The 14,287-nt window shown below is 59.5% G+C and carries 13 protein-coding genes; 9 read left to right on the forward strand and 4 right to left on the reverse strand.

Annotation, left to right across the window (positions count from 1 at the left end; genetic code table 11):
• Nucleotides 1-27: 27 nt before the first annotated feature.
• A complete protein-coding gene (locus OH764_RS35570; protein ID WP_498852021.1) occupies nt 28-1,005 on the reverse strand; it encodes a GlxA family transcriptional regulator in 978 nt (325 codons plus the stop codon).
• Nucleotides 1,006-1,260: 255 nt separating this feature from the next.
• Here OH764_RS35570 and OH764_RS35575 point away from each other — a divergent pair, with 255 nt between their 5' ends.
• Entirely contained in the window at nt 1,261-1,737 is a 477-nt protein-coding gene (locus OH764_RS35575) for a nuclear transport factor 2 family protein (protein WP_498851959.1), read from the forward strand.
• Nucleotides 1,738-1,752: 15 nt separating this feature from the next.
• On the opposite strand, the gene OH764_RS35580 is transcribed toward OH764_RS35575, so the two are convergent.
• A protein-coding gene (locus OH764_RS35580; protein WP_498846769.1) for an IS5 family transposase occupies nt 1,753-2,564 on the reverse strand; the annotation gives its coding sequence in 2 pieces (ribosomal slippage) (nt 1,753-2,225 and nt 2,225-2,564; 813 coding nt in all).
• A 275-nt stretch (nt 2,565-2,839) separates the two neighbouring features.
• Between OH764_RS35580 and OH764_RS35585 the strand changes: the two genes are divergently transcribed.
• The 5 genes from OH764_RS35585 (at nt 2,840) to OH764_RS35605 (ending at nt 7,847) form a co-directional block, all read left to right on the forward strand.
• Nucleotides 2,840-3,520 (forward strand): alpha/beta hydrolase, encoded by a 681-nt coding sequence (locus tag OH764_RS35585; RefSeq protein ID WP_498851960.1) that lies wholly within the window; start codon nt 2,840-2,842, stop codon nt 3,518-3,520.
• 172 nt (nt 3,521-3,692) lie between these two features.
• A complete protein-coding gene (locus OH764_RS35590; protein WP_498851961.1) occupies nt 3,693-4,439 on the forward strand; it encodes an SDR family oxidoreductase in 747 nt (248 codons plus the stop codon).
• Nucleotides 4,440-4,528: 89 nt separating this feature from the next.
• Nucleotides 4,529-5,647: a Gfo/Idh/MocA family protein gene (locus OH764_RS35595; protein WP_498851962.1), complete on the forward strand. Its 1,119-nt coding sequence runs from the start codon at nt 4,529-4,531 to the stop codon at nt 5,645-5,647.
• A gap of 117 nt (nt 5,648-5,764) precedes the next feature.
• Entirely contained in the window at nt 5,765-6,691 is a 927-nt protein-coding gene (locus OH764_RS35600; RefSeq protein ID WP_498852022.1) for a LysR family transcriptional regulator, read from the forward strand.
• A gap of 166 nt (nt 6,692-6,857) precedes the next feature.
• Nucleotides 6,858-7,847, forward strand: a complete 990-nt coding sequence (locus OH764_RS35605; RefSeq protein ID WP_498851963.1) for a zinc-dependent alcohol dehydrogenase family protein — start codon at nt 6,858-6,860, stop codon at nt 7,845-7,847.
• Nucleotides 7,848-7,984: 137 nt separating this feature from the next.
• Here the strand turns inward: OH764_RS35605 and OH764_RS35610 are convergent, their stop codons facing one another.
• Nucleotides 7,985-9,094: an alkene reductase gene (locus OH764_RS35610; RefSeq protein ID WP_498851964.1), complete on the reverse strand. Its 1,110-nt coding sequence runs from the start codon at nt 9,092-9,094 to the stop codon at nt 7,985-7,987.
• A gap of 226 nt (nt 9,095-9,320) precedes the next feature.
• The gene (locus tag OH764_RS35615; protein WP_498851965.1) at nt 9,321-10,577 is read right to left on the reverse strand and encodes an MFS transporter; all 1,257 of its coding nucleotides are present in this window, start codon (nt 10,575-10,577) and stop codon (nt 9,321-9,323) included.
• A gap of 257 nt (nt 10,578-10,834) precedes the next feature.
• On the opposite strand from OH764_RS35615, the gene OH764_RS35620 reads away from it, so the two are divergent.
• The 3 genes from OH764_RS35620 (at nt 10,835) to OH764_RS35630 (ending at nt 14,085) form a co-directional block, all read left to right on the forward strand.
• A complete protein-coding gene (locus OH764_RS35620) occupies nt 10,835-11,761 on the forward strand; it encodes a LysR family transcriptional regulator (protein WP_498851966.1) in 927 nt (308 codons plus the stop codon).
• 197 nt (nt 11,762-11,958) lie between these two features.
• On the forward strand, nt 11,959-13,092 hold the full coding sequence (locus OH764_RS35625) for an alkene reductase (RefSeq protein WP_498851967.1): 1,134 nt from the start codon (nt 11,959-11,961) through the stop codon (nt 13,090-13,092).
• Nucleotides 13,093-13,167: 75 nt separating this feature from the next.
• Nucleotides 13,168-14,085, forward strand: a complete 918-nt coding sequence (locus OH764_RS35630; RefSeq protein ID WP_498851968.1) for a LysR family transcriptional regulator — start codon at nt 13,168-13,170, stop codon at nt 14,083-14,085.
• The last annotated feature ends 202 nt before the right edge of the window (nt 14,086-14,287 follow it).

Raw genomic sequence — 14,287 nt, forward strand, 5'->3', positions numbered from 1 at the left:
AGGACTGGGCAATATGCTGAAGCGCGCTTACTCAATGACGCTCGTCAACGACCGCTCACTCTCACACTCATCCATGTCGACACGCGCATCGCGTCGGATCGCTTGTGGCGGCGTACCAAACACGCGCATGAAAGCGCGCCGCATGCGTTCAGCCTTTCCGAAGCCAGTTTGCCTTGCGATCAGCTCGATTGAGTGACGTCCGTCACTCACGAGCAATCGGGCAGCCTCTATACGCATCTTTTCGATCGCTTTTGCCGGGGACATGCCCGTGTCGGACCGGAAAACGCGGGTGAACTGACGCGGGCTCAGATGCGCAGCGCGCGCAAGTTCTTCGACTGACAGATTCTTGTGAAGATTCGATTGCGCATAGGTAATCGCACTTTGAATCCGGTCGGCCTTCGGTCCGATATCAAGCAAAACGGAGGCTTGCGGCTGACCACCGGATCGACGGTAGGGCAGGTTGAGATTCTTCGCGACGGCTTTTGCGATATTGAAGCCGAGGTCTTTCTCGATCATCGCGAGGGACTGGTCGATACTTGCGGTCATGCCGGCCGACGTCCATATAGGGCCGTCTGCAATGAAGAGCCGATTCTCGTCCAGTTTGACACCTGGAAACCGGCGTCGGAAATCAGCGGCAAAGGACCAGTGCGTTGTGACCCGAACACCATCGAGAACGCCCGCTTCTGCTAAAGCAAACGCCCCTCTGCAAGTCGCTCCGACGCGCCTTGCGCTACCAACCGCCCTACGCAGATAAGCCTGGAACGCCGCGCCGGCCGGCACGCTCCCGGTACCGCAGATAATCAGCGTATCGAACGACGAATCGTCGAGCGCTTCAGTTTCGACGATAGCACCCATTGAACTGCGTATTGGGCCGCCAGCCTCGGAGATCAGGTGAACGTCATAAAATTTCTCACCCAGTTCAATATTTGTGATGTCGAAGACCGACATCGTGCAGAGACTCATGACACCAAAACCTGGGAATAGAACGAGGCCGATACGCAGCATGTCTTGTTGATAGCCTGAGGTGACCCGCATGGCGCGTCGGCAAAAAAGTCGTGCGTCGCAGAGACGTACTCCTATTTAAACGCCCCTGCGTTCGAGGGTTGTAGGTGTGTGTTTAACTGACACGAGCGTGCGAACTTTATCACGGGCCAGTTTCTGTTCAAAGCGTCTTCGTATGGGCCGATCCCTTTGTTCCGCTGGCCGAAACAAATGCGCCTGCGACCGTTTGATTGACCGGAAACGGGGGCTTTTTGACGTGTGAAGAATCCAGTATTCCTATACGATATTTTGGCTTTCGAAACGTCCGCCCTAGACGCCAACTTTAGAAGCGGAAAACGCCAAAAAGAGCTGCTTACGACGGAGCGAACGGAAATGGGCAAGATGTTCGCGTTGTCTGCTCGCAAATGGATCGAACTGATCAACGAGCCCTCCCCGGAAACATTTGCAACGGCCTTCGCAGAAGACGCGACGCTTGAAACATCTGTACTTAACGAGCCAGTGGTCGGCGGTGCCGAAATCCGATGTTTCTTCGATGCGACGCGGAAAATGTACGAGTCGATTGCGTTCGTGCACGAAGCGAGCAGTAACTCGCACATGTATCTGGCGAGGGAAGGCATCTTCGCCGGCAACGCGGTCGCAGGGGTCACGGTTCTGTGTCGTAATGCGAGCGGCGCCTTAAGCCGTATCTGGCTTCATCATCGTCCCTTCGAGCAGGTACTCGCCCTTTCTGCCTAAGAAGCTGTTGCGAAATTAGTTAAACATTGGCCTGAGTCGCGTCCAGCAAATCAAGGCGCAAGCCAGGGACAGAAAGGCTTCATGGACATGGGCATAACGTTCGTAGCGAATCTTCAGGCGTCGAAACGAGTGAAGCCATGCAATCGAGCGCTCGACTGGCCAACGCGTTTTGCCCAGACCACTGCCATGGGGCGAGCCAATCTTTGCGAGCACCGGCGTGATGCCGCGCTCTCTCAAACGCTGTCGATGTGGTTCCGAGCTGTAGCCCCGGTCGCCCTGAACGATTTGCGGTTTATGCAACGGGCGTCCCCGCTTGCCTCTAATGTGTGGAATGGCATCGACGAGTGCATCAAGCTGGGTGACGTCGTGGCGGTTCGCCCCGCTCAGAATGACCGCGAGCGGGATGCCTTTCGCGTCGACGATGAGGTGGTGTTTGCTGCCGAGCTTGCGCCGGTCCGTGGGATTCGGGCCGGTTTTTTTCCCGCCAGCATCGCGCGAATCGACGAGCTGTCTACAAGCGCTCGTGACAAGTCGATTTCGCCACGGCGACGCAGTTCGGCCAGCAGCGTTTCGTGGATGCGTTGCCAGACTCCTGCTTCTTGCCATGCCACGAGCCGCCGCCAGCAGGCGGTGCCCGAACCGCATCCCATCTCCTGCGGTAGCAGATTCCACGCAATGCCGGAGCGCAGTACGAACACAATGCCCGTCAGCGCGGCACGGTCGGGAGTCGGCTTGCGGCCCGCATACTGGCGATTGCGCGGTGCCCGAGCAGGTAAAAGCGGTTCGATGAGCAACCACAATTCGTCGTCGATGAGTTCTTTAGGCATCGCTTCCTGTTGGACAAAACAAGACAGGAAGTTAACACCAAGTCAGAAAAGTTAACAGGCCCAGAACTTAATTTCGCAACAGCTTCTAACTGGCCGCCATCCGATCACGGGCCCTTGGCGGGCACTGAGCATCGCCGTGCCAAACATCCGAGAAGGTCTCGATTATTTCACCGGTGAAATGACGGGTTGCCGTGGACGCTATTTATTGTTCATTCGATGGCAAGTATCGTTGTCTCACTGCCGCTGAAGCAGTTCATTCAACCAAGGAACTCGAAATGTCAAAAGTAGCGAACGTTCTGTTTGTGCATGGTGCATGGGCCAATTCATCCGCGTGGGCAAAAGTGCTGCCGATCGTCGAGCGTGCAGGGGTAAACGCGACGGCGGTCCAGTTACCGCTCACGTCGTTAGCTGACGACGCAGCGGCAGTCAAAAGGGCGGTTGAACTCGTGGATGGTAAGGTGATTCTAGTGGGGCATTCGTATGGAGGCGTAGTTATTAGTGAAGCCGGCAATGAACCACAAGTAAGCGGCTTGGTGTACGTAGCGGGCTTCGCGCCCGCAGCGGGAGAATCGGCGGGCTCACTCGGCGCGGGTGGCCCGGCTACGCGATTGCCGGAAGCGCTCAGACCCGACTCGCATGGCTTTTTGAAGTTGTCCCGGGAGGGCGTAGACGAAGCATTTGCGCAGGATCTGTCTGACGACGAAAGGGCGATCGTGTTTGCGACACAAGGCCCTGTGTCGGGCAACGCGCTTGGTGACACTGTGACCTCTCCCGCCTGGGAGCACAAGCCGGCCTGGTACCTGATTGCGAATCAGGATCGGGCAATTCATCCAGAACTGCAACAAACGATGGCCAAGCGGATCAACGCAACCACCGTCAGCATTGCGGCCAGCCATGTGGCAATGCTTTCCCAACCGGAAGCGGTCGCAGAGTTCGTCTTGCGCGCGGTTGGCTGAGAGGGAGCCTCTGCGATCCGGGGGGCGTTTTCACCCATGCCATTGTTTGGCACCGTGAAACTGTGCGTTCGGTTCCAGCCGCTTGATCCAGACAATACGGTCGGACATATTTCGGTATCCCATCGATGCCTGACTTGACACATCGATACCCATCTAATTTGAGAGAAATTCCATGAAAACGACTGGCAACACCATTCTTATCACCGGCGGTGGTTCCGGCATCGGCCGCGGCCTCGCTGAAGCATTTCACCGACTCGGCAATCAGGTCATCATTGCGGGACGGCGTCGTGCGAATCTGGACGAAACGATCGCAGCCAACCCGGGAATGCAGGCGATCGAACTCGACATCGCCGATCCGCAGAGCATAGCTTCGGGCGCGCAGGAACTTCTCGCTAAATGGCCGTCGCTGAACGTGCTAATCAACAATGCGGGCGTGATGCACATCGATGATCTCAGCCGGCCTGTTGATGACGCGATGCTGGTGTCGACGCTGACCACCAATCTGATGGGGCCGATCCGTTTGACGGGCGCGCTCGTCGAGCATCTGAAGCAGCAGGGCGACGCGACGATCATCAATGTGTCGTCGGTGCTTGGTTTCGTGCCGATGGCGATTTCCGGCGTCTACTCGTCGACCAAAGCCGCTATTCATTCGTACACGCAATCGCTGCGTTACAAGCTTAAAGACACATCCGTACATGTAGTCGAAATCGCCCCACCGTGGGTTCAAACCGACTTGTTGGACAGCAAAGACGAACCACGAGCGATGCCGCTAGCGCCGTTCATCGAGCAAACAATGCATGAACTCGGCACAGATGTACACGAAGCCATCGTCGAAATCGCCCGACCCATGCGCAACAACGCAGGACCGAACGAAGCGGCATTCGTCACGCAGTTCAACGACATGTTCACTGGAGCCTGATGCTCCTTCGGCATATTGAATGACCCGCTCGAATGCGATAGCAATGTCGTTCTGTCGCTACCCCATTCGCGCTTCACGCAGGTGATGTAATGACTACTTCTGCAGTATCCGCACCCGCCCCGATCCGCGTTGGTATCGTCGGCGTAGGCAACTGGGCCCAACACGGTCATGTTCGCGTGTTGAGCCTTCTGCCACAATACGAACTCACCGCCGTGTACAGCCAACGACGTGACGCCGCGCTTTCTGTGGCCGAACGTTACGGCTTCAAATATGTCGCCGACTCGTTGACCGAACTGGTCGAGCATCCCGAAGTCGACCTTGTCATCATCCTGACGACCGCGCCGCAGCACGAGCAAGGCGTGCGGGCGGCGATCGCGGCGGGCAAGAATGTCTACTGCGAATGGCCGCTCACACCCAATGTCGACACATCGCGCGAACTGACCGCACTCGCCAACAAGGCGGGCGTGCGTCATATAGTCGGTCTGCAGCGCCGGCTTGCTCCGCATAACCGTTACGTTCGGGACTTGATCGCCGAGGGTTATGTCGGCAAGCTCCGCTCGGTCCGCATGCATGTGAGCATGAACTACTTCCAGGCGCTGCGTTCAAATGCACTCCGCTGGACCGTCCCGCCGGAAAACTTCTCGAGCGTCATCGCCATCTACGCAGGGCACTTCCTCGACATGCTGTTCGAGGCGACGGGCTGGCCCCTCAGCATTGCAGCACTGAGTGTCAATCAGTTTGAGCAAGTGACGATCGAGCAGACCGGCGAAGTGTTGCCGACATCGACGCCCGATCAGCTCGTGCTGGCCGGGCGGTTACCGCAGGGCGCGGTTGTCTCGGTACATATCGAGGGCGGTAAACGCAATGGTTCGGGGGTTCAGATCGACATCACGGGTGCGGAAGGCGATCTTCGAATCACCAACCGCTCGGCGTTCGGCAATGTCGGCGACGACTATGTGGTCGAGGGTGCGCATGGCAACAATCTGCCTGTTGGGCCATTGCCTGTGCCCGCGTGGTACGACCGGCTCCCGGCGTCCGATTTACCGTCGGCCGTGCTCGAACTCGCGCAGTTGTACGCCGCCTACGCGGATGATCTGCGCACCGGTAGCCATATCGCCCCGACGTTCGACGACGCGATCCGGATGCACAAGTTGATCAATGCCGCGGCCAAGTCGTCGGATGCCGGCCGGCATATCGAATTCGATTGAGACCGACGCGTCGCGAAGCCAATGCCGTCGTCCAAACCTCCCGATCAGCCTGCCCAGAAAAAGACGCCGCGCCCTCCGACATCGAGCGCAGGCAAGTCCGGTGCGACTGCTCGTGCGATTGACCGGTTCGGCTCACTCAATGTCTTCGTGCGCGCAGCGGAAACACGGAGCTTCACCGAGGCGGGACGCCAGATCGGCATCTCGTCGTCCGCTGTCGGCAAGGCGATTTCGCGGCTCGAAGCACGGCTTGGCGTACGCCTTTTTCATCGAAGCACACGCAGCATCTCGCTCACGCCCGAGGGCGAAGTTTTTCTAAGGCGATGCCAACGCATAGCCGAGGAAATCGAAGCCGCCGAAACGGAACTGGCACTGACAACGTCGGCGCCGCGGGGACGGCTACGCGTCAGCATGCCGATGGTGAGCATGTTGATGATGCCCGTGATCGGTGCGTTCATGAAGGCCTTTCCTGAGATCGTGCTCGACATCGATTTCTCGGACCACCTGGTCGACGTCATCGAGGAGGGATTCGATATCGTCATGCGCACGGGAGAAGTCAGCGACTCCCAGCTCGTTACCCGTGCGATGGGCACTTATCGGCACGTGATCGTCGGCTCGCCAAGCTACTTCGCGCGGCACGGCGCACCGACCAAACCGGAACACCTGTTCGATCATTTCTGTCTGCAACATCGCTTTCCCTCCACCGGCAAGCTGCGTCGCTGGCCATTGACGCGCGATGGCGAAACGCTCGACATCGAGCTGCCCACCAGTGCCATCGCGACAGCCGTCGAACCATTGATATCTCTCGCCAAACAGGGGCTCGGCCTTGCCTGCGTTCCCGACTTCACCGTGCGCGCGCAGCTTGCGCAAGGCTCGCTGGTCGCTGTGTTGAAGCCGTATCTCGGCAGTCCCAGCATGTTTCGGGCGCTATGGCCGTCGGGCCGGCAGATCGCGCCCAAGGCACGCGTCTTCGTCGATTTCATGAGTCAATATCTCTTCCCTGTCCCTGACGCGTCCTCGCAGGACACGTCGGATCGACGCGCATAGCGAAGTTCCGATTGTTGGTCGTCACCAACAAGTGTTGGCGATGGTATCGATTTATCTGCATACCGAACTACGTCACTATTGAATAGCAGGCCGGCGAGCTACGCGACCAGGGTGTCGCTGAGGTCCGCATGGCGTTTGCCAAATTCATTAATCTGTCGAGGTAGTTATGTCACGCGTAGTCAGTTTTTCCCGCTTTGGGGGACCTGAGGTTCTCGAGATTCACGATATCCAGGTCGCGGCGCCCGCCGCCGACGAAGTCCGCATCAAGGTTAAAGCAATCGGCCTCAATCGGGCCGAAGCGATGTGGCGCACCGGCGTCTACGTCGAACCCGCGCAACTGCCCGCGCGGTTGGGCTACGAAATATCCGGGGTAGTCGACGCAGTCGGCGCGAACATCACGCATGTTGCGCCGGGCGACGTTGTCAGCACGGTACCGTCATTCTCGATGAACGATTACGGCATGTATGGTGAAGTGGTCCTCGCCCCAGCGCATGCGGTCGTCAAGCATACGGCGCCGATTGCCTTCGAAGATGCGGTAGCTCTCTGGAATGTGTTCATCACGCCTTATGCGGCGTTCACCGAAAATAATCGCCTGTCCGCCGGACAAACGGTGTTGATTCCCGCGGCGTCCAGCGGTGTCGGGATCGGTGCGATTCAGGTCGCGAATGCGCTCGGCGCCATTCCGGTTGCGCTCACGCGCACTCGCGAAAAGCGAGACGCATTACTGGAGGCCGGCGCGGCGCATGTGATCGTGACGGGTGAGCAGAATCTGGTTGAGGAGGTCGCTCGAATCACAGAAGGGAGGGGTGCCGATCTGGTATTCGATCCGGTAGGCGGCGCCAGCTTCGCAAAGCTGGTCGATGCAACCGCACCTGGAGGGACGATACTGGTATACGGCGCCCTCAGCGAGGAAGTTACGCCGCTCCCCATGTTGGCGGTGCTTGCGAAGCGCATCACGATTCACGGCTACAACCTCTTTGACACCACCACCACGCCTGCGCTGCAAAAGGACGCGGTCGCGTTTATCGTCGATGGCCTCGCGTCCGGCAGGCTGAAGACAGTCATCGCGCAACGTTTCGCGTTCGATGACATCGTTGAAGCTCATCGCACACTCGAGCGAAATCAGCATTTCGGCCGTCTCGTCGTCATGGTCTGATCGCTTCTCTCGCAGACCGGTCTTGCGCTCCACGGCCGGTCTGCTCTCTCTGTCACCTAGTGGAAAACGAAACGGCGCATCCAGCATATTGCTGAACGCGCCTGCCTTTGCTGGACCGACGGACCCTTCCCAGACGCTTACGCGGTCTCTGCTTCTTCCGCATAGAACGGATAGTCGGTATAGCCGATTTCCGTGCCGCCGAAGAATGTCGGGCGATCGTACGGGTTAAGCGGCAACTTGCGGCGCAGCCGTTCGGGCAGATCCGGGTTCGCGATGAAGTCGCGGCCGAAGGCGACCAGGTCAGCGTCGCCATCCACCAGGATCGCTTCTGCCGTATTGCCCTTGAAACCACCGGCCGCGATGATGGTGCCCGGGTAGTGTTTGCGGATCAACTGCGCGGCAACCGGGTTCGGATCGCGGCTTTCGTCTTCCACATTGCCGGCGATACGCGGTTCGATCAGATGCAGATACGCGAGATCGAATTTAGCGAGTTCAGATGCGATGTACGAGAAGAGGCCGGCCGGATCGCTATCCGACATGTCGCCCCACGAACCACTCGGTCCAATGCGCACTGCGACCTTGTCGCTACCCCACACACTGATCACGGCACGCATGGCTTCCATCAGAAAGCGTGCGCGATTTTCGAACGAGCCGCCGTATGAGTCGGTTCGCCTGTTGCTGCCATCCTGCAGAAACTGGTCGAACAGATAGCCGTTCGCCGCGTGCAACTCTACGCCGTCGAAACCCGCCTCGACGCCACGCATAGCCGCGCTGCGGAAGCTCTCGACAATAGCAGCGATTTCGGCTGCGTCGAGCGCGCGGTTCGGCGTGTTTGGAATCCAGCCGGCCTTCGTATAGGCGACACCACCATGCGGAACCTCTGACGGTCCGACAGGGCGAAGTCCGCCCGGCTGCAACTCGGCGTTGGACTGACGTCCCGCGTGGTACAGCTGCAGGAATATCTTGCCGCCCTTCGCATGCACCGCGTCGGTCACCTGGCGCCATCCTTCAATCTGGCTTTCCTCGTACAGCCCCGGTGCACCGAGATAGCCGTTGCCGTTGGCAGCTGCAATCGTCGCTTCGCCGATCAGCAATCCGCCAGCCGACGTACGTTGTGCATAGTACTCGGCCATCAGAGGACCGGGCCGCGCGCCATCATCCGCACGCATGCGGGTCAGGGGCGCAAGCACGACTCGATGCGAGAATTCGTAGGGTCCAACTTTGACAGGGGTAAAAAGCTTGCTCATGGTGTTCTCCAAAATTAGCCGTAAATGCTCTCGCCATCCACGCGATAGTTGGAATGGCGTGGGGCTCAAATTTATAGGCACGGACCGCACAGAAAAACCACCTGACGCTCCGCAGACTTCGGACCGTGCAATCCGCAATGCGCCGAAAGCCGCATGGTTGCGAGGATGCACGGTTGGGAGCCGATTGTTGGGGCCTGCCGATTACTGTGTTTTGTTACCGTACCGGTTACTTTTCGAGCACTTCTTTGAGCGTCGTCTGGCGTGTGCTGAATGTCATGATCACGAGCAAGCTGAGCGCGGCGAGCACGCCGCCGAAGCGCATCGTCGACGCAATGCCGAGGTGGTCGACCACTGCGCCGCCGCCGAGCGAGCCAAGCGCGATTGCGATCTGCACTGTACTGACAAACATGGAGGAGCCTGCTTCTGGGCGATCTGGCGACGTCAATTGCATCCACACGCTCAGACAGAGCGGGATCGCGCCATACACGATGCCCCACACCATGACTGTCGCGATCACGCCGACGTGCGATGTCTGCAACATCGGCAACGCGAACAGCGCAACCATGACGAGTGTCCCCAGCGCGAGCAGGGACACCTTCAGATGCCGCGTGACAAATGCCGAGACCGCAAAGTTCGAGACGAAGCCGACGATGCCAAAGCCAAGCAGCACGGCGGTAATCCAGTGTCCGCCGAGCGAAGCATTACGCTCAAGAAACGGCGCGATATACGTGTACGCCGCGAAGTGCGCGCCGAACAGCAACCCCACCATCAACAGGCTACGTCTGACGTTTGAACGTGACAGCATCGCGCCGAAGTCGCTGGTTCGCATCGCGGCCTTTGGCGGAATCGACGGCAACAGCACGGCCTGCGCCGCCAGCGCCAACGCCGCAAGAAGCGCGGTAGCGAAGAACGACATGCGCCACGAAGTCAGATCGGCGATCAATGTGCCAAGCGGCACGCCGATCACGGTGGCCAGTGTGATGCCCATGAAAATCGTCGCGCTTGCCCGGGCAGCCTGATCCTCCCGGACCAATTGTCCCGATGCTCCTAGCGCCACGGTCCAGAAGCCACCGAGACTCGCGCCAAGCAGGGCGCGGCCGATTAGCATCACTGCGAAACTCGGCGCGATAGCCGAGATCAGATTGGATGCCAGCAGGAGTACGGCCAGCATCAGCAGAATCAGCCGGCGGTTGATGCGCCCGGCAGCGAGCAGCAGGGCCGGGGCGGAAATCGCGGCGATGATGCCCGGCGTCGTCGTCATGAGTCCAGCCGTGCCGGGTGTGACGCCGAGCTCTCGCGCGATCTGCGGCAACACGCCCACGGGCATGTATTCGGTTGCGACGAAGGCAAACGAACCGACCGCGACGGATAAAACGGCGAGCCACGATTGCCGGTCCGAGGCGGTCTTGATAGGCGTGTGTAGCGCGCTGCTCCCCACGAGGGGCGGACTGGTGGACGAGCCGGCTAGTTGATTGGTATCCATGGATGTTCTCCGATTCAGGTAAATAGGGTGTCGACGGCGCGGGGGGCCCTGAGCTGACCGTCGATCAGAACTGCTTCCTTAAGCAGAGAGTAGGAGTATCAATGGGGAACGTGGGTCCCCTTAAAGACGACAAGCGATTGCAATGCCGTCAGAAGCGGCGCCTGGCGACGACAAAAAATGGCCCTGACTCGATGTATCATCGAGTCGCACCACTTGCCGGTGTGACTCGACAAAGCAAATTCAAACAGGGGTTGCCCATGGACAAGTTTCAGGCGATGCAGGCTTTTGTGCGCGTGGTGGAAACAGGAACGTTCACAAGGGCCTCGGAGACCTTGGACATTCCCAAGCCAACCGTCACGCGGCTGATCCAGACGCTGGAAGCGCAGCTGGATACCAAGCTGCTAAACCGCACCACCCGCAAGGTCAGCCCGACCACCGACGGCACTGCTTACTATGAACGCGCCGTACGGCTACTTAACGAGCTTCAGGAGCTCGAAGGCGTCATGTCGCGGGCGAAGAGTAATCCTCGCGGCCGGCTACGCGTGGATTTTCCGGTTCCGATTGGCCTCGGCCTCATTATTCCGGCGCTGCCTGATTTTGTCGCACGCTACCCTGATATCAAGCTGGACTTCGGCGTGAGCGATCGGCCGCTTGACCTGGTGGCTGAGAATATCGACTGCGTTGTCCGCACGGGGAAGGTCGCCGACCAGTCGTTGGTCGCAAGACGGCTCGGCGAAGTCCGTCAGGTACTTTGCGCGACCCCGGGTTACTGGATGAGACACGGTCGCCCCAAGCATCCGTCCGAACTCGAACACGGACACGATGTGATCCAGATGGTCGCGGCGCGAACTGGACGGGTTTTCCCTATCGTGGTTAGCAGGAGCGGCGAGAAAGTCGAGGTGACGCCCGATCGCACGCTGACCGCGAACGATTCGACTGCATGCCTCTCCATGGGCCTGGCGGGTTTGGGCGTCGTGCATGCACTGACGTTTCTAAGCCGTACGCACTTTGATGAGGGCACCCTGGAGCCTGCATTCGGCGATTGGTGGGCCGATCCGATTCCCGTCTATGTTGTCTATCCGCCGAACCGGCACCTGAGCGCGAAGGTCCGGGTATTCGTCGACTGGTTGGTCGAGCTGTTTTCTACTAGCGACACGGCGAACAAGCCGGTGCTGCGCAGGTAATTCAGCCATCCGCATTGTTCCAACCATGAAATAAAGTGGGATCAAAATGGGTATTTATTGCCGACGGACGATCGCCTAATCTCTGTCCATCTGCTCACCCGAGCAGTTGCCACATGCAGAAATGCAGCGCCAGCCTGGTCTCCGCCTTTCTCTGCGACGGGGCCTGCGGCGCACCATTCACGGAACAGGTGATCGACATGTCTGAACTCTTCAAGCCCATCAAACTGGGACGTTATCAATTGCAACACCGCGTCGTGATGGCGCCGCTGACTCGCATGCGCTCCGAGAAGGGCGACGTGCCGAATCAGTTGATGCGCGAATACTATTCACAGCGCGCCTCAAACGGCGGCTTTATTGTGTCCGAGGCAACCGTGGTATCGGCAAATGGCAACGGCTATCTGGGCGCGCCGGGGATCTATTCGGACACACAGATTCCGGGCTGGAAAAAGATCACCGACGCCGTTCACGAAAAGGGCGGCCGCATTTTCCTCCAGTTGTTCCATGCAGGCCGCCAATCGCACCGTGATATGCAGCCGAATCGCGCGTTGCCTGTCGGGCCCTCCGAAGTAGAATCGGAAGGTCTGGCCTATACCGCCAGCGGATGGGTGCCGAGTACGCCGAACCGCGCGTTGACCGAGGCCGAAGTTGTGGCGCTGGTCGAAGGCTTCCGCTCCGCGGCAGAGCGCGGTCTCCAGGCGGGCTTCGACGGCGTGGAAATTCACGGTGCGAACGGCTATATCATCGACCAGTTCCTGCACGACGGTAGCAATCAGCGCAATGACGCTTATGGCGGGTCGATCGAGAACCGCACCCGCTTCCTGCTCGAGATCACTCAGGCAGCGATCTCCGTGTGGGGCAGTGCTCGCGTGAGCGTCCGCCTTGGACCCAGCGGCTCGTTTGGAGACATGTCGGATAGCGACCCCGTGGCACTCTTCACGCATGTCGTGAAGGAACTCGATCGACTGGATCTGGCCTATCTCCATCTGATCGAACCGCGTGTAGCGGGCAATGCTGCGGACGAAAGCCGGGACCAGAATCCTATCGCCGCGCGTCTGTTCCGCCAGTCTTATCGCGGCGTGATCATCGCTGCGGGTGGATTTGACGCGGATTCAGCAGAAGCGATCCTTGCCGAAGGCAGCGCTGACCTGGTGGCGTTCGGTCGTTCCTTCATCTCCAATCCCGACCTGCCGGAGCGTTTCCGTCACAAACTGCCGTTGAATGACTACGACCGCGATACGTTCTATGGTGGCACGGCTGCCGGCTACACCGACTACCCGTTCTATCAGGCGCCCGTTGCGAGTCGGGAGCCGGCAGCGAAGTCAGTCGCCTGAGTCCAGGCGTGAGTACACGTCCCGTGCGGCATCCCGTTCGCGGCGCGGGACGTTTCAACTTGCGAGGAAATCGACGTGGCACTTGGCAACGTGAACGACATCGCGACTTTCGTCGCCGTGGTGAAAGCGGGAAGTTTCACCTCGGCGGCACAGCAACTCGGCATTACGCGCTCGGCGGTGGGCAAGATCGTTGCCCGCCTCGAGACGCGTCTGCAGGTGCGCCTGCTTCATCGCACGCCGCGAAGCCTGGGGCTCACGGACGACGGCTCGGTCTTCTTCGCCCGGTGCACGCAGATTCTCGACGATCTCGAAGAGACCGAAATAGCAATGGCCGCGCGAAGCGCGACGCCAACCGGGGCATTGCGAATCAGTGTTCCCATTGCGCTTGGCCATCGGCAGGTGCGGCCGGTTATCGAATCCTTCCTGGCGAGCTGGCCCGCGGTCACGGCCGACGTCAGCTTCACGGACCGGTTCGTAGACCTGGTGGATGAGGGTATCGACATTGCCATCAGGATCGGCGAACCCAAGCCGGACTCGCGTCTCATCGCACGTTCGGTAGCAACGCAAAATCTGGCAGTCTGCGCCTCTCCTGCCTATCTGGAAGAAAGAGGCGTGCCGGCCACGCCGTCCGACCTCGTCGATCACGAGTGTCTTCAATTCATGAGCGCCGGGCGTCCACAGCCGTGGAGCTTCTCCGGCAACGGCCAACCGGCGCTGGAGACGAGTGGCCGCTTGCGCATGGATAGCGCCGAAGCACTTGTCGCGGCGGCGGTCAGCGGCGTGGGGATCGTGAACCTGCCCACCTATCTGCTAGCGACGGACATTCGCAAGGGCAGGCTGCGGCCGTTACTGCAGAACTTTGCTGTCGAGGGAGCGCCGATCCGCGCAATCTATCCGACGCGGCGGCATTTGACACCGAAGGTTCGGCTCTTTATCGATCGACTGGTCGAAGCATGGCAACCGGTGCCGCCGTGGGAGCGAGAAATTTCCTGATACGGCCCCGGCATCACAGACGTCTCCCGACTCACCTCGCGATGTCGCAAAAGGGGGGATTTGTGGCGCTCGAAAATTTGGGCGTCCGGTTAGATTAATGCCTGTCAGCAAAGCCATTTCAGCCGCGAATTTGTGCACTGAATCGCGGTCCGCTGCCGGGTCGCTGCGGGATTCTGCGCTTGAAATCGCAACAGTCGTTGCT

Source organism: Burkholderia sp. M6-3 (assembly GCF_050858985.1).
GTDB lineage: Bacteria > Pseudomonadota > Gammaproteobacteria > Burkholderiales > Burkholderiaceae > Paraburkholderia > Paraburkholderia caledonica.